The sequence below is a fragment of the Archangium sp. Cb G35 genome (genome assembly GCF_001896145.1).
GTDB classification, from domain to species: Bacteria; Myxococcota; Myxococcia; order Myxococcales; family Myxococcaceae; genus Archangium; species Archangium violaceum.
Genome location: NZ_MPOI01000010.1, coordinates 495,282 through 509,048 on the forward strand (window position 1 = coordinate 495,282; position 13,767 = coordinate 509,048).

Sequence of the window (13,767 nt, forward strand, 5' to 3'; positions counted from 1 at the left end):
GACGCAAAGGGACCGCCACGACACACCTCCCCCATAGGAAGACCCGATGAACCGTGGATTCAAGACCCTGACCCTGGCAACGGCGCTGTTCGCCGGAACGGCCACCCTCGCCATCATCCCCACTCCCGCCGAGGCCGCCTCCACCGAGGAGGCCGTGGCCGTGCCGGACCCGTCGCAGGAGATCCTCTCCGCGATGAAGCGGGACCTCGGGCTCGATGGCGAGCAGGCCCGGCGCCGGCTGGTTTCCGAGGCGGCGGCGGCCCGTCTCGAGAAGAAGGTGCGTGAGAACCTGAGCACCACGTTCGGCGGCGCCTGGCTCGGCCAGGACGGCAGCACGCTCATCGTCGGCGTCACGGACGAGGCCAGCGCCCGCTATGTGCGTGGCCTCGGCGCCGAGCCCCGGCTGGTGGCCCGGAGCGAGAAGCAGCTCGACAAGGTGAAGTCGACGCTGGACCGCAACGCCAAACGCGCCGATCGGACCATCCACGGCTGGTACGTGGACCCCGTCACCAACAGCGTCGTCGTGCTCGCCCGGGACCCGTCCCTATCGAGCGTCGGGAAGTTCATCGCCGACAGCGGCGCGGCCGATGGCTCGGTGCGCGTGATCACCTCGAACGAGGAGCCCCGCACCACGTACGATCTGCGCGGCGGTGATGCCTACTACCCGGGCAACTCGCGCTGCTCGATCGGCTTCTCCGTCAATGGCGGCTTCGTCACCGCGGGCCACTGCGGCGGCGTGGGCACCAACACCTCCGGCTCCAACGGCGTGGCCCAGGGCACCGTGCGCGGCTCGTCCTTCCCCGGCGCCGACTACGGCTGGGTGCAGGTCAACTCCGCGTGGGCCTCCCAGCCCTGGGTGAACAACTACGCGGGCGGTATCGCCAACGTCGCCGGCTCCAACGAGGCCCCGGTGGGCGCCTCGGTCTGCCGCTCCGGCTCCACCACCGGCTGGCGCTGCGGCATCATCCAGGCCAAGAACGTCACCGTGAACTACCCCCAGGGCGCCGTCTACGGCCTCACCCAGAGCAACGCCTGCTGCGAGGGCGGCGACTCCGGTGGCTCCTGGCTCTCCGGTGACCAGGCCCAGGGCGTGACCTCGGGCGGCTCGGGCAACTGCACCACGGGCGGCACGACGTTCTTCCAGCCGCTCCGGCCCATCCTCTCCGTCTACGGCCTCACGCTCACCACCACGGGCGGCCAGGCCATCGTCTCGAGCTGGAATGGCAAGTGCATCGACATTCCCAACTCGAACACCACGGACGGCACCCCGCTCCAGATGTGGGACTGCAACGGCACTGGCGCCCAGCGCTGGACCTTCTACTCCGACGGCACCGTCCGGGCGCTCGGCAAGTGCATGGACGTGGCCTGGGGCTCGCGCGACAACGGCGCCGTCATCCAGCTCGTCGCCTGCAATGGCAACCCGGCCCAGCATTTCGTGCTGAGCGGCGCGGGTGACCTCGTGAACCCGCAGGCCAACAAGTGCGTGGACATCAAGGAGTGGAACTCGGCCAGCGGCGCCCGGCTGCAGCTCTGGGAGTGCGGCGGCACCGCGAACCAGAAGTGGTTCCGCCGCTAACGCGCCGGCTCTCCACCTTCCAGTTTCGCCACCACCGCCTCCAGTTCCGCCACCCGGCGGGCGAGCTCCTCGGACCCGCCCGCCGGTAGGACTGGAGGCGGCTCACGCCGCGCGAGCGGTGACAGGTGGGGATCGCTCTTCCAGAAGTCCATCCCCATCTCGGTGGCCTTCTCCACCGAGCACACCACCAGACGCACCTGGATGGTAAGCAGCTCCACGTCCAACAGCTTGATCTTGATATCCCCCGCGACCACCAATCCCTTGTCGAGGACGCGATCCAGCACATCCGCGAGTGTGGCGTTGCGAGGACCCTGGACGATGCGTTGCGATGTCATGCGTGCTCCTCACAGCAGCCTGCCGAGTGGGCCCAGGTCCAGGTTCAAGTCTTCCTCCGTCAGCCCGAACTCCAAACGAAGCCGTTCAATCTCCTCCGCCTGACGCATCAAGGCCGTTCCCAGCCTTTCAATCTCCTCATCACTCAGTGAACCACCCTCCATGCGGCGGATGGCCTGCTTCTCGAGCAGCTCGTGCAGCAGCTTCACCAGGGTGAGCACCAGCTGCCCGAGCCCGTTCTTCAGCTTGCCCTCGTCCAGCGAGAGCCTCCGCACGGGCGCGGTGCCCTGCTTCTGGATTGCCGCCTCGAGCTCGCCTTCCATGGCGTTCATCGCTTGCCTCCACCCACGAGCCCCGCGCGCCGGGCCGTGTCCGTCGAGCACAGGACGAGCTGCAAACCCAGGTAGACGAGGTCCACATCCGCCACCGACAACACGATGTCTCCGCGCAGCGCCACACCCTTGTGCAGCACCCGGTCGAGCGCCTCACAGAGCGACAGGGATTCGGACTCATCCAGCAGCGCCTCGTCCCCGAGTCCCTCCAGGTCCAGTTTCACGCCGCCCTCTCTTCCTGGTCCTCGGTGGCCTCGGCCTCCTCCTGGCTCGCGAGGATGGCGTCGAGCCGATCCAGCAGCTCCGCCTCCCGCGCCTCGAACTCCTCCTCCGCGAGCTGCCCAGACTCGAGCTGGAGATACAGCTCCCGCAGCCGCTCCTTGAGCGCTTCCTCTTCCTGCTCCTGCTCCTGGCCCATGGCTTCGTCGACCTTCCTGGCGACCCAGAGCAGGCCATGGAGCGGCGCGAGCAGGAGGTCATCAATGAGTAGCATCGTTACTCCTGCGCGGACGTGGCCGGGAGCTTCAGCTCCGTGAAGCTGTGCGGAGCCCACGGACCGTTGAACTCGAAGGTGAAATGATCATCGAAGCCCTCCGCGGCGGCTTCGACCAGCTTCTCGAAGGCATCCAATCCCTCTCGCGGCACCAGGCACGAGAGATTCATCACCTCGGCCTCTCCTTTCACCGGGTTCCACTTCAGATCGACGTCCCGCGCCCGGAGCACCGCCGCCACCCGCTCGGCATGCGCCTGCCGATCGGCTTCCCGGAGGCTCTCGAACAGCTTGCCCACCGTGATCAGCTCCTCCCGGCCGATGTCGTGGCGGCCCTTCATGCGATCCCGGGCGGCCCCCAGCTCCGGATGGGAAGCAACGAAGTAGTCGAAGAGGTTCGGGGTACTCCAGCGCACCTTGAGCCCCATCTCCACCTTTCCCGCGACGTGGGCGAGCTGCTCCCGGAACAACTCCTGGCTCTCCAGCAACCGGCCGCGCACGGACTCGTCACTCCGGGCAACGAGGCCGAACGCCGCCGGCAGCACGGTCGTGTGCTCCATCAAGCGCCGCAACACCGCTTGATGCGCGAGGAGATGCTTGCGCTCGGGCCGGAGGCGCGCACGGCTCACACGGCCCACCACCGCCGAGATGTCTCCCGCGGTGATGCGGTAGACCGCGCCGCCCTCGATACCGCTCAACTCCGTCTCCCCGGCCCCTTCCGAGCCGGCGAGTACGGCATAGAGATACGTGCCTCCAGCCTGAGCGCTCATCATCTCCTGGACTCCTTCACGTGTTGATCCGGGTTCGTATCGCTACACGCCCATCGCCGCGGCGGGCACGCCAGCCGTGGCCATCGCCGGAGCCGGCATCGGCAGGGCCGCGTTCTTGCCCTCGTGGAGGGCGCTGCTGCTACCGGCCGTGAGACCAATCGCCGCCGCGTACTTCAGGTACGTCTCGACCGAGGCGATGACCACACGCGCCTCCACCGAGAGGATCTGGATGCCCACCAGCGAAACCGTGGCCCACACATCGATCACGATGCCCTTGTCCAAGATGATGCTGATCACTTCCGCGAGGCTGGACGAATCGGTCGACTTCGTAATGGCCGCCATGACTGCCTCCTGTTGTGTTGGGCTCGGACCGGGGCCTTCCCGTCCTTGCTTGCCTTCACGCTTAACAGGGGACTCCGACATGTCTGTCAATGGACAGATTCACGCCACGAAATTGAAGGGCGGCCACGGCCCGCTCAGCGCGATGTCTGTATTGAACTCGACAGGAATTGAAGACACCGCCGTGCGGAACGCGAGCACCTGTTCGCGTGGCACCAGGAAATACAGCGAGCAGAGCGCGGGCTCGCCTGGGCGCTGTGCCGGGAACTCCGTGCGGTGTTCCCTGCACAGTGGCGCCACCTTCGACAGCAAGGACTGCTCCAGCGCCTCGCACCGTTCACGCAGCCGGCTTTCCGCGGAGTAGAGCCTCCGCCGGGCCTCGAGGTACGCGGCCCCCGGGCGGCTCATCGGCTTCACGGACATGTCTGGCACGGTGGGTGATGAGGACACGGAAAGCAGCGCTCGCACTCCCAGTTCCACGCAACCCGCAACACGCGTGAGTGCACGCACATAGGTTTCGCGTTGCTCGTCGAGGTGCGCACGCACCGCCGTCTCTCCGGAGAGCACGCTGCCGAAGCGCATGGGCACCACATCGGCCACGGTGTGCTGCGAACGGATGACACGCGCATACTCGAGCAGGTCCGCCTTCGTGGGCGCTTCCATCCGCGCGGGCTCGTCGAGGGGAGCGACCACGGCCGCGAGCCCGCCATGCACGATGCGCTGGGGTCCATCCACCCGCGCTCCCCCAGGCAACGCCGCCGCGTCCGCGATGCAATAGAGCAGCAGACAGGCCCTGTCAGTCATGGGTCCGCGCCTCGCGTCCATCGCCGGTCACGTCCCCGAGGTGCGGTGCGAAGTTGTAGGCCGGCCAGGGCCCTCGCGCCAACAGGTGCAGACCACGCGCCGACAGGGACTCCGCCAGCGGCTCCAGCCTCCGCGCCAGCTCCGCCTCCGCGCCTCGCGGCAGGAGGAGCGCCCAATGGAAGACGCCCTCCCGCTCCGGCTGCTCCGGGTTGCGTGAAGGTGGCCGCAGGGAACGCCAATCGAGCACCAGTCCCTCGAGGGCCCGCGCGAGCTCCGCCTGGGTCTCCTGGGCCCACGCACGCGCGGCGCGCACCGCGTCCTTGCGCAGCTTCTGCTCCAGCAGGTAGCGCGCGCCTCCCTGCGCCGGCAGCTTCGCCACGCGGGGATCCGCGGCGAACAGGGCCTCCTCACAGGCCCGCACGTCCAGTGAGCCCTGGAGCGACCACTCCTCCTCGTGCGCCGCCTTCGCGATGAAGGCCGAGATTCTCACCCGCTCGCGCCGGAGCAGTTCATCGAGCCGCTCCGCCGACGAGAACAGGCACCCGAAACGCAGCGGCAGCACCGGGGAGGCGCGCATCATCCGCTCGATGACGGCTTCATGGCGCAGGGCGCGCGGCCCGAGCCATTCGAGGTCCTTCAAATGGGCCTCGCCCACCTCCCCTGTCCATTCGTGGAGCGGCACCTCGCAGCAGATGGCCGCGATGTCCTCATGCACCCTCGCGTCGAGGCCATGGCCCAGCTCCGCCCTGGCCGCATCCGTGCGCGCGAAGCAGAAGACATACACACCCACGCCTTCTTCACCCGTGGAACGAGCAATCTCTCTTGCGTTCATGGCGCCCCGCAGTGTCCCTCCCGCCTCCGACAGAGACGGGGGTGCACGCGAGCGCCCGGCCGTCAGGAATATGACAAGCACTCATGGCCAGTGCGCCCGTGTGTTGTTTCCTGGTCATTCACCTCCGCGGGCACGCCCCCGGGCCCCGGGCGTACGCTGCCCGACTCCTCCTTGCGGCCCGGGAACAATGGGCGCCGGAGACCCCTCTCCTGATCTTTGCGCTGCCGTGTGGCGGCTCTCGCACGGTGGAGGGGGACAGACATGACTCGCCGATTCCCGCGCCAGCTCGCGATGGCTGGCGCCTGCGTGCTGTTCAGCGCCTGCGGCCCGCTGGAGGAGCCGCCGGAGCTCGAGGAGTCCTCGACAGCCATTGCGGCACTCGAAGAGGACTCCGGACGCCGCAATCACCCAGAGCGCTGCGAACCTCCCATCCTGGTGGCCGACCTCACCCCGGGTGGAAACTCGTTCATGACCGAGCAGCTCGAAGTGGACGGTGCGCTCTTCCTCATCAACCTGGACGTCCTCCGGAGCACCTTCTCTCTGTGGAAGCTGGAGGACGTGTCGGAAGGCCGGAGAAGGGACCCGGAGTTCCGTGCCGTCCTCCTCAAGGGAGATCTCACCGTGGAGCCGCGAGGACTCGTCCGCGTGGGCCGGACACTCTTCCTCACGCTCGATGACGGAATCCATGGCCGCGAGCTGTGGAAGAGCGACGGAACTCCCGAGGGCACGGTGCTTGTCGAGGACATCAACCCGCTCGGCGACGCCTTCACCTCGAGCCCCACCTTGGTGCCCGTGGAGCGGACGCTCTACTTCGTCGCCGATGATGGCAGCCATGGTGCCGAACTGTGGCGCAGTGACGGCACGCGGGGAGGCACCCGGCTCGTGGAGGACATCGCCCCCGGGCCCGCGAGCGCCGCTCCGGGTCCGTTCGCGGTGGACGGTCACCGGCTCCTCTTCGGCGCGGACGATGGCATCCATGGCCGTGAGCTGTGGCGCAGTGACGGCACGCGGGCAGGCACCCGGCTCGTGGAGGACATCGCCCCCGGGCCCGCGAGCTCCACTCCCGAGCGGCTGGTCCGGGTGGGCAAACACCTGACCTTCTTCACCGCGGATGATGGAGTGCACGGCCGTGAGCTGTGGCGCAGTGACGGCACGCGGGGAGGAACCCGGCTCGTGGAGGACATCCGCCCCGGCCCGGAGAGCTCGGGCGTGGAGTCGATGGTCGCGGCGCGGCGGACGCTCTACTTCACCGCCGAGGATGGGGTGCACGGCCGCGAGCTCTGGACCTCGGAGGGATGCGAGGAGGACACCCGGCTCGTGAAGGACATCCGCCCCGGGCCGGAAGGCTCACGGCCCCTCGAACTGACCCCACTGGGAGGCAAGGTCATCTTCACCGCCGATGATGGCATCCACGGCATCGAGCCCTGGCGGAGTGATGGCACCCGCGGGGGCACGATCCTGCTCGCGGACACCCAGCCGGGAGCCGCCGTGGAGTTCTCGCCCCCGACCTTCCTCACGGCGGCGGAGGGCAAGGTCTTCTTCTATGCCTTCACGCCCACCACGGGCTTCGAGCCCTGGGTGACGAATGGCACGCGGACCGGTACGCGGCTCGTGAAGGACATCCGGCCAGGTCCCCCCAGCTCCATCTCCGGAGATCCCGACCCGATCTTCCCGATACGCGGCGGTGCCGCGTTCCGGGCCTTCGACGGTGTCCATGGGAGCGAGCCGTGGTGGACCGATGGCACCGAGGAGGGAACGATGATGGCGGACCTGGTACCAGGGTCCGGCTCGTCGTCCCCCGCCAGCTTCATCGCCGCGGGCAGGTGGGTCTACTTCCAGGCCCTCGACATCACCGTGGGGAGCGAGCCCTGGGCACTCCCCCTGGCGTGCTTCCCGAAGGGCCAGGGTTCTCACTGACGCCTACGCCCTCCACGAACCAGGGCCGCTCATCCCCTTCAGGTATGTCCGCGAAGGAGTACCCCAGGGAACAAGCGCGGCCACATCCCCTCGCCCTCCGGGAGAGGGACGGGGTGAGGGTGCCTCGAATCCCGGGTTGAACCCCTGTCCACACAGGGGGCCCACGGGTTGAAGAACGGGCCCGGATACCCTCACCCCGTCCCTCTCCCGAGGGGAGAGGGGAAATTCGGTCACCACTGGCTCCGGGCCTTCAAGGAGAGCCGGTGACCCCGGGCGTCAGTTGGCCCATGACGTGCGATTGGCCATCCTCGGACTTCACGCGGTAGGCGACGGCGCCTTCCTGCTGCGCCGCCGTCTGGAAGACCACCCGCGAGGGCAGCAGCAGCGGACGGCGGAACGCCGAGGTCAGGGTGAGCGCGGGAGCTTCCGCCGCCTCGCCCATCTCCGCCACGCAGCGGCCCACGGTCCACATGCCGTGCGCGATGGCACGCGGAAAACCGAAGGCCCGCGCCGTGAGGGCGTGCAGGTGGATGGGGTTGTAATCCCCCGAGGCCCGCGCGTAGCGGCGGCCCGTGTCCTCGGACACCTTCCAGGGCGCGGGACGGCTGCGGGCGAAGAGCGCGTCCTCCTCCGTGGCGGCGGCCGTGGAACCCGCGGGCCGCTCCTCGCGCGGACGCTCGCCACTCCCGGGCAGGCGGCGCAGCATCGTGGTGACGGCGCTCCATACGAGCTCCCCGTCCTGCTCCACGCGGGTGTGCAGGTCCAGCTCGCGTCCCTGCCGGACCTCACGCTGTCCCTCCACCCACGCGTGCACGGACAGCGAAGCTCCCTCCGCCAGCCTCCGGTACTGCCGGATGTGGTTGCGCACGTGAATCATCCCGAGCAGCCGGTAGGGAAACTCGGGACGGTTGAGCAGGGCCAGGTGCAGCGGCGCGGCGAGCACCTGGGGAAAGGGCAACGGCATGAAGCCATCCGCCGGGAAGTCGCACACCTCGCGGTAGAGCGCGAGCTGCCACGGGTCCGGCGTGAAGGAACGCACGCGCACCTCGAGCCGGGGCACCTCGCCCGGGCGCGCGGGGCGGCGGGCCACCGCGGCCCGCAGCAGTTCCATGGAGAGAGACGGAGATTCAGCGAGCTCGAGCACGGTTGGAGAAACGGACAAGGGGTGGGGTTTCCATGATGTCTGGGTATTCGAACCGGAGCCGCCGGGCCAGTCTCAGCCCGCGGCGTAGATGCGGCGGTGGTCGCGGATCTCCGCGAGCCGGAACTCCCCCGGTGCCGGGGTCAACGGCTCCGGCGCGTCCGAGGCGAGCCGCATGATGCGCTCGTACTCCTCCATGGAGACGCGCTCGCGCTTCGCGAGCACCTCCTCCACGTCCGCCTGGGCCATCCGCCGCGCCGCCCCCTCTCCCACCACGCCCGAGTAGAACTCTGCGACGCACCCGCTGCCGTAGGACAGCAGGCCCACCCGCTTGCCGGCCAGCGCGGCGCCCTCGCCATGCAGCAGCCCCGCGAGCGCCAGGTACATCGAGGCGGTGTACACGTTGCCGATGCGGGCGTTGAGCCCCAGCGACGACGCCACCTGCGCCTCGTAGCTGGCCTGGGACTTCGCCGCCTCCTCGCGCGCCGCCGGAGTGCTGTCCTGGCCGCCCGGCGCGTCCTCCAGGTCGCACAGCCTCAGCTGCGTGTGCGCCTTGCGCGCCATCTTGCAGAAGGGCACGTGGTAGAGGATGCGCGCGAGCTGCTCGCCCGGCAGCGAGTCTCCCCAGCGCACCACCTCGTGCGCCAGCGCGCGCTCGCGCCAGCCGCGATACGCGCCCGAAAGCGCGTCCAGGTAGCAGCTGATGGAGTAGTGCCCGTCCACCACCGCCTCCCGCCGGCCGAGCGGCCGCCAGAAGTCATACACATCCATGGAGCACACGCCGTTCAGCCCGATGTCCAGCGCGAGCAGGTCCGGCTGCTCCGACACCAGCAGCGCCACTGCACCACCGCCCTGGGTCGGCTCGCCCGCGGTGTTCAGCCCGTAGCGCGCGATGTCCGAGCACACCACGATGGCCGAGCGGCCCGCCGCCGCGCCCGAGGCAATCCACTCGGTGGCCGCCATCAGCCCCGCGGTGCCGCCGTAGCACGCGTGCTGCGTGTCGAAGGTCCTCATCGTCCTCGGCAGCTTCAGCAGCCCCTGGACGTGCGAGGCCACCGCCTTCGAGTGGTCCACCCCCGTCTCCGTGCCCACCACCAGCATGCCCACCCGCGACGGATCCACGCCGTTGCGCTGGATGAGCCGGTGCGCGGCCGTCGCGGCGAGAGAGACCGAGTCCTCCCCCGGATCCGCCACCGCCATCTCCTTCGCGCCCAGGCCCGCCGTGAACTTCGCGGGATCCACACCCCTGGCCCGGGCCAGGTCCTCGATGTCCACGTAGCGGCGGGGGACCGCGATGGCCAGCGCTTCGATTCCAACCTGCTTCTTCATGGAAAGCTCCTTAGCCTCGTGGACTCACTGCAGCTCGGGGGGAACCAACACCAGACGGCCCGCGACCTCGCGGTTCTCCAGACGGAAGTGCGCCCGGCCGGCCTCCGCCAGCGGCACCGACTCCGCCACGAAGGGACGGATCTTCCCGTCCGCCACCAGTTGCAGCGACTGGTCCAGCTCCTCGCGCGTGGTGGCGTACGCCCCGAGGATCTCCAGCTCCTTCACGATGACGAGGCCCGGGTTCAAATCCACCGTGCCCGTCTCCAGGTTGCCCACCACCACCACCCGGCCGCCCGGCGCCATCGCCTTCAGCGTCTGCCCGAAGGTCACGCTGCCGACGATCTCGATGGCCACGTTGACGCCCTCGCCTCCCGTGCGCCGCCGTGCCTCGGACGCGAAGTCCAGCCCGCGCGACACGATGACCTCGTCCGCGCCCGCCTCGCGCAGCGCCTGCACCTTGGCCTCGCCGGACGTCACCGCGATGACGCGCGCCCCATCCAGCTTCGCCAGCTGCACCGCCGCCAGGCCCACGCCGCCGCTCGCCCCGGTGATGAGCACCGTCTCTCCGTCACGCACCCGCCCGCGCGTCCGCACCGTGTGCACCGCCGTGCCCAGCGTGCAGCACACCGTGGCCGCCACCGGCCAGGGCAGGTTCGCGGGCACCCGGCCCAGCCCCGCCACCGGCGCCGTCATGTACTGCGCGTAGCCTCCGGAGATCTCCTCCCCGAAGAAGCGGTTGTCCTTCTTGCACAGGCTGTTGCGGCCGCTCTTGCACAGCGCGCACTCGCCACACGAGAGCCGCTGCAGCGTCGCCACCCGGTCGCCCACCTTCCATCCCGGCGTGTCCGGACCCACCTCCACCACCTCGCCGGCGGCCTCGTGGCCGAGAATCGCTGGCACGTGCGTGCGCGGCAGGTTGCCCCGGCGGTTGATGACGTCGTGGTAGCAGACGCCGCAGGCATGGACGCGGATGAGCACCTCGCCTCGCCCCGGCCGGGGATCGGGCACGGACTCCAACTTCAAATTGCTCGCCTCACCAAACTCACGCAGCACGACAGCCTTCATGGAGCACTCCCTGGCCGGAAAAGCACTTTGTCTGTCTATTTATGGAAGACTCAGGCACCCACGAGCTGATCGCGGAGGCCTCTGGAATCAATGGCGCGGATGGCGGACACCGTGCGCGCATCCGGAAGCGGAGTGACGGGCAGCGGCTCCTCCACCTCGAAGGAGAAACCGGTGCGCTCCTGGATGGCGTCGAGCTCCACCCAGGGATGACGGGCCAGCAGCCGGGCCCCGCCCGCCCCGAGCTCGAAGACACCCAGGTCGGAGATGAGCTTCACCGGACGGCGATCGTCCCGGGTGGTCGCCACCTGCACCTCGGGCACGAGGTTGCGGCGCGACTGCCGCGGCACCACCAGCACCGGCCGGCGCACCCACTGCCGCAGCGTGGCCGCCCCCGCCACTCCGGGGAACTTGCTCCGCGGCCGCTCCAGGCTGCCCGAGGCCGTCATGTTCGTCCGCCCCTGCGCATCCACCTCGGCGGCCCCGAAGAAGACGGTGTCCACCCTCCCCCGCCGCGCATGGTCGAAGAGATCCGGAATGGTGATCTCCGCCGAGCGTCCCTCCAGGTAGCCGAGGTCCTCGGACGAGGGGTACAGGCTCGGCAGGTCCGGGTCCAACGAGCCGACACACGCCAGGTACGTCAGCCCGGGCGCGTGCGTGGCCCGGGCCACCGCGATGGCGAGAATGGCCAGCGGCGAGGCGACTCCGGTGGCCACCACGGCCCCATCGTCGATCTCCTGCGCGAGCAGCGAGACGACCATCTCCGCGGGAGTCACGGCGGGCGCCACGTTCATGCCGCCCTCCGCGTCTGGAGCAGCGCGCTCAGGAACTCCGCCTCCCGCCCGGCCTCGGCCAGCGAGAGGTAGTCCGCCAGCATCGCGTCGTCGTGCGGGTACAGTCCGGTGCACCCGGTGGGCAGTGCTCCCTGGCGCGCCAGGGCCACACGCTCCACCTGGAAGCCGGGAATCGTCACACGCGGGAGCCGGGACACGCGCTCCTCGGCCGTCGCCAACACCCGCCGCGCCGCGCCCGCCACCAGTACGTCCGTGGTGGGATCCTCGATGAACAGGTTGCCCCGCTCGTCCGCCGCGCGCGCGTGGACGAGCGCCACGTCCGGATAGAAGGCCGGCTCCACCGGCACCCGCTGCCCCGTGAACGGATCCACCACCGTCTGGAGTGGATCCGCATCGGCCAGCTCGGACACATCCGCGTCCGGCGCGGGCAGGAAGGGCACGCCCATGGACGCCGCGCGCAGCCGCTGGACGATGCGGTAGCCGTCATGCTCGCGCCACTGGAGCCGCCCCTGTTCGATGGCCCGCTTGAGGCACGGCATGGGCCGCACCCGGTTCTCCAGGTTCAGCGCCCCGAAGGGCAGCTCCACCCGGGACAGACAACCCCCGGCCACCAGGAACTCGGCGGGCAGCGGGTTGGGCAGCGAGATGAGCTTCAAGTCCTTGCGTCCCTGGGCAATCAGCTCCAACACCATCGCCATGGGCGCGCGGCCCAGCATGAAACCGCCCGTGGCCAGCCACGCCCCATCCGGGATGGACGCCACCAGCTCGGACAACGAGCCCCAGCGGCCCGGCTTCATGACTTCTCCCCCACCGCCACGGGAGGAACGATCGACAACTGCGGAGCACCCGCCCCGGGCACGGCCGCCGCCACGGGCGCGACGAGCCCGGCGAAGAGCAGCTCCACCATCTCGTTGGAGACCTGCTCGGCCGTCAGCCGCCCATCGGGCTGGAACCACTTGTAGATCCACAGCACCATGCCGAGGAACGAGAACGCCGCCACGGTGGGCTGCACGGCGCGGATGCGCCCCATGCGCACGGCCTCGGAGAAGGCATCCTCGAGGAACCGCACGTAGGCCTTCTTACGGCTGTCGATGAACGCCCGGGCCTCGCCGGTGAGCGTGGCGTGCTCGTGGAGGATGATGATGACCTCCTTGCTGCAGCCGCCCGTCACCAGGTGGATGTTGAGCCGCATGCACTCACGCAGCCGCGCGACGGGATCCTCCAGATGCCGCACCTGGTCGAGCACCTGCTGCTCGAAGGCATCCATCCCGTAGCTCATGATGTCGAAGAGCAGTTGCTCCTTGTTCTGCACGTGGTGGTAGAGCCCCGCCTTCGTCATCCGGCACGCGGCGGCGATCTCCTGCATCGAGGTGCCCTCGTACCCGCGCTCGCAGATGAGACGCGCCGCCGTCTCCAGGATGGTCCTGTAGCGCTCGCCGTCGTCTGGCCTTCGCCCCGAGTTCATCGCGTGTCCTCCGTGGGTGGCCGTCCGCCATCCGGACGACCTACCGACCGGTCGGTAAATGCACCCGGGTAACACGAGGCGTCAAGCCAAAATCACCTGACGGCGACGGACACACGTGAAAACAAGGGGTTGGCGGCCGCCTCCTCCCCGGACGGGAGGGACAGGGCTCGCTGCAGCACCCACATGGACATACCCACCTTCCTGGCGCCAGAGGCACGGCAGGAGGCGGAAGATGGCGCTGAATCTGAAGAAGCGGTTCGTGGTGGCCGGGGCGGTACTCGGGGCTTCGCTGTTCACGTTGGCGGTGGCCAACGCGCAGATCGATCCCGCCACGGGACAACCCACGACACCTGGAGTCTCCCCGACGCCCCCGGGGCTCCCGCCCCAACCGGGCGTCTCGCCCTCACCGGGGAGCGTGACTCCCTATGACTCGGATGGAGGCCTCGGCGGCTCGGGCATCGCGCCGAGCTACCCCTCGCCCTTCGACTCGACGGACGCGGGGCTGGGCGGCTCCGGCGGGCTCATGCCGCCGCCCATCCTGGGTGGATTGGACGCGGGCCTGAGATAGAGACAAAGCCACACA

General features: G+C 69.4%; 16 protein-coding genes and 1 pseudogene. 3 read left to right on the forward strand and 14 right to left on the reverse strand.

The annotated features are described in order from the left end of the window. The first annotated feature begins 46 nt into the window (after positions 1 to 46). A complete protein-coding gene (locus BO221_RS30365; protein WP_073564302.1) occupies positions 47 to 1,576 on the forward strand; it encodes a S1 family peptidase in 1,530 nt (509 codons plus the stop codon). Here the strand turns inward: BO221_RS30365 and BO221_RS30370 are convergent. From BO221_RS30370 to BO221_RS30405, 8 genes and pseudogenes are all read right to left on the reverse strand, one after another. Then, positions 1,573 to 1,911 carry a gas vesicle protein gene (locus tag BO221_RS30370; RefSeq protein ID WP_073564304.1) on the reverse strand — a complete coding sequence of 113 codons (339 nt, stop codon included), beginning with the start codon at positions 1,909 to 1,911 and terminating at the stop codon, positions 1,573 to 1,575. The two genes, BO221_RS30365 and BO221_RS30370, sit on opposite strands and share 4 nt — an antisense overlap. Before the next feature lie 9 nt (positions 1,912 to 1,920). Continuing rightward, entirely contained in the window at positions 1,921 to 2,241 is a 321-nt protein-coding gene (locus tag BO221_RS30375; RefSeq protein ID WP_083681570.1) for a gas vesicle protein K, read from the reverse strand. Beyond that, a complete protein-coding gene (locus BO221_RS30380) occupies positions 2,238 to 2,465 on the reverse strand; it encodes a gas vesicle protein (protein WP_233166312.1) in 228 nt (75 codons plus the stop codon). Before BO221_RS30380 ends, BO221_RS30375 begins: the two co-directional genes overlap by 4 nt. Beyond that, complete coding sequence (locus BO221_RS30385) at positions 2,462 to 2,734, reverse strand: gas vesicle protein GvpG (protein ID WP_073564306.1); 273 nt, start codon at positions 2,732 to 2,734, stop codon at positions 2,462 to 2,464. The genes BO221_RS30380 and BO221_RS30385 overlap by 4 nt, the downstream gene beginning before the upstream one ends. A gap of 2 nt (positions 2,735 to 2,736) precedes the next feature. Further along, positions 2,737 to 3,504 (reverse strand): GvpL/GvpF family gas vesicle protein, encoded by a 768-nt coding sequence (locus BO221_RS30390; protein WP_073564308.1) that lies wholly within the window; start codon positions 3,502 to 3,504, stop codon positions 2,737 to 2,739. A 132-nt stretch (positions 3,505 to 3,636) separates the two neighbouring features. After that, positions 3,637 to 3,843, reverse strand: a pseudogene (gene gvpJ / locus BO221_RS30395) (gas vesicle protein GvpJ); the annotation flags it as partial. A gap of 99 nt (positions 3,844 to 3,942) precedes the next feature. Then, a complete protein-coding gene (locus BO221_RS30400; RefSeq protein ID WP_073564310.1) occupies positions 3,943 to 4,644 on the reverse strand; it encodes a GvpL/GvpF family gas vesicle protein in 702 nt (233 codons plus the stop codon). Continuing rightward, positions 4,637 to 5,476, reverse strand: coding sequence for a GvpL/GvpF family gas vesicle protein (locus BO221_RS30405; RefSeq protein ID WP_083681576.1), 840 nt, complete (start codon positions 5,474 to 5,476; stop codon positions 4,637 to 4,639). Before BO221_RS30405 ends, BO221_RS30400 begins: the two co-directional genes overlap by 8 nt. Positions 5,477 to 5,737: 261 nt before the next feature. On the opposite strand from BO221_RS30405, the gene BO221_RS30410 reads away from it, so the two are divergent. Continuing rightward, a complete protein-coding gene (locus tag BO221_RS30410) occupies positions 5,738 to 7,393 on the forward strand; it encodes an ELWxxDGT repeat protein (protein ID WP_073564314.1) in 1,656 nt (551 codons plus the stop codon). Between the two features lie 250 nt (positions 7,394 to 7,643). Here the strand turns inward: BO221_RS30410 and BO221_RS30415 are convergent, their stop codons facing one another. The 6 genes from BO221_RS30415 to BO221_RS30440 all read right to left on the reverse strand — a co-directional run bounded on the left by BO221_RS30415 (position 7,644) and on the right by BO221_RS30440 (position 13,184). Further along, positions 7,644 to 8,504: a MaoC family dehydratase gene (locus tag BO221_RS30415; RefSeq protein ID WP_073564408.1), complete on the reverse strand. Its 861-nt coding sequence runs from the start codon at positions 8,502 to 8,504 to the stop codon at positions 7,644 to 7,646. 105 nt (positions 8,505 to 8,609) lie between these two features. After that, complete coding sequence (locus BO221_RS30420) at positions 8,610 to 9,863, reverse strand: hydroxymethylglutaryl-CoA synthase family protein (protein WP_073564316.1); 1,254 nt, start codon at positions 9,861 to 9,863, stop codon at positions 8,610 to 8,612. 24 nt (positions 9,864 to 9,887) lie between these two features. Continuing rightward, entirely contained in the window at positions 9,888 to 10,928 is a 1,041-nt protein-coding gene (locus tag BO221_RS30425) for an alcohol dehydrogenase catalytic domain-containing protein (RefSeq protein WP_043398897.1), read from the reverse strand. Between the two features lie 50 nt (positions 10,929 to 10,978). After that, the gene (locus BO221_RS30430; protein WP_073564317.1) at positions 10,979 to 11,719 is read right to left on the reverse strand and encodes a CoA-transferase subunit beta; all 741 of its coding nucleotides are present in this window, start codon (positions 11,717 to 11,719) and stop codon (positions 10,979 to 10,981) included. Continuing rightward, positions 11,716 to 12,516: a CoA transferase subunit A gene (locus BO221_RS30435; RefSeq protein ID WP_073564319.1), complete on the reverse strand. Its 801-nt coding sequence runs from the start codon at positions 12,514 to 12,516 to the stop codon at positions 11,716 to 11,718. Before BO221_RS30435 ends, BO221_RS30430 begins: the two co-directional genes overlap by 4 nt. Further along, positions 12,513 to 13,184 (reverse strand): TetR/AcrR family transcriptional regulator, encoded by a 672-nt coding sequence (locus tag BO221_RS30440; RefSeq protein WP_073564321.1) that lies wholly within the window; start codon positions 13,182 to 13,184, stop codon positions 12,513 to 12,515. Before BO221_RS30440 ends, BO221_RS30435 begins: the two co-directional genes overlap by 4 nt. 232 nt (positions 13,185 to 13,416) lie before the next feature. Here BO221_RS30440 and BO221_RS30445 point away from each other — a divergent pair, with 232 nt between their 5' ends. Next, a complete protein-coding gene (locus BO221_RS30445) occupies positions 13,417 to 13,752 on the forward strand; it encodes a hypothetical protein (protein ID WP_073564323.1) in 336 nt (111 codons plus the stop codon). Positions 13,753 to 13,767 lie beyond the last annotated feature (15 nt).

Bases quoted from the DNA above. Each gene is read 5' to 3' on its own strand.
- BO221_RS30410 (WP_073564314.1), top strand. From the start codon at position 5,738: ATGACTCGCCGATTCCCGCGCCAGCTCGCGATGGCTGGCGCCTGCGTG.
- BO221_RS30425 (WP_043398897.1), bottom strand. From the start codon at position 10,928: ATGAAGGCTGTCGTGCTGCGTGAGTTTGGTGAGGCGAGCAATTTGAAG.
- BO221_RS30435 (WP_073564319.1), bottom strand. From the start codon at position 12,516: ATGAAGCCGGGCCGCTGGGGCTCGTTGTCCGAGCTGGTGGCGTCCATC.
- BO221_RS30390 (WP_073564308.1), bottom strand. From the start codon at position 3,504: ATGATGAGCGCTCAGGCTGGAGGCACGTATCTCTATGCCGTACTCGCC.
- BO221_RS30445 (WP_073564323.1), top strand. From the start codon at position 13,417: ATGGCGCTGAATCTGAAGAAGCGGTTCGTGGTGGCCGGGGCGGTACTC.
- BO221_RS30365 (WP_073564302.1), top strand. From the start codon at position 47: ATGAACCGTGGATTCAAGACCCTGACCCTGGCAACGGCGCTGTTCGCC.
- BO221_RS30400 (WP_073564310.1), bottom strand. From the start codon at position 4,644: ATGACTGACAGGGCCTGTCTGCTGCTCTATTGCATCGCGGACGCGGCG.
- BO221_RS30385 (WP_073564306.1), bottom strand. From the start codon at position 2,734: ATGCTACTCATTGATGACCTCCTGCTCGCGCCGCTCCATGGCCTGCTC.
- BO221_RS30440 (WP_073564321.1), bottom strand. From the start codon at position 13,184: ATGAACTCGGGGCGAAGGCCAGACGACGGCGAGCGCTACAGGACCATC.
- BO221_RS30405 (WP_083681576.1), bottom strand. From the start codon at position 5,476: ATGAACGCAAGAGAGATTGCTCGTTCCACGGGTGAAGAAGGCGTGGGT.
- BO221_RS30370 (WP_073564304.1), bottom strand. From the start codon at position 1,911: ATGACATCGCAACGCATCGTCCAGGGTCCTCGCAACGCCACACTCGCG.
- BO221_RS30430 (WP_073564317.1), bottom strand. From the start codon at position 11,719: ATGAACGTGGCGCCCGCCGTGACTCCCGCGGAGATGGTCGTCTCGCTG.
- BO221_RS30375 (WP_083681570.1), bottom strand. From the start codon at position 2,241: ATGAACGCCATGGAAGGCGAGCTCGAGGCGGCAATCCAGAAGCAGGGC.
- BO221_RS30415 (WP_073564408.1), bottom strand. From the start codon at position 8,504: ATGGAACTGCTGCGGGCCGCGGTGGCCCGCCGCCCCGCGCGCCCGGGC.
- BO221_RS30420 (WP_073564316.1), bottom strand. From the start codon at position 9,863: ATGAAGAAGCAGGTTGGAATCGAAGCGCTGGCCATCGCGGTCCCCCGC.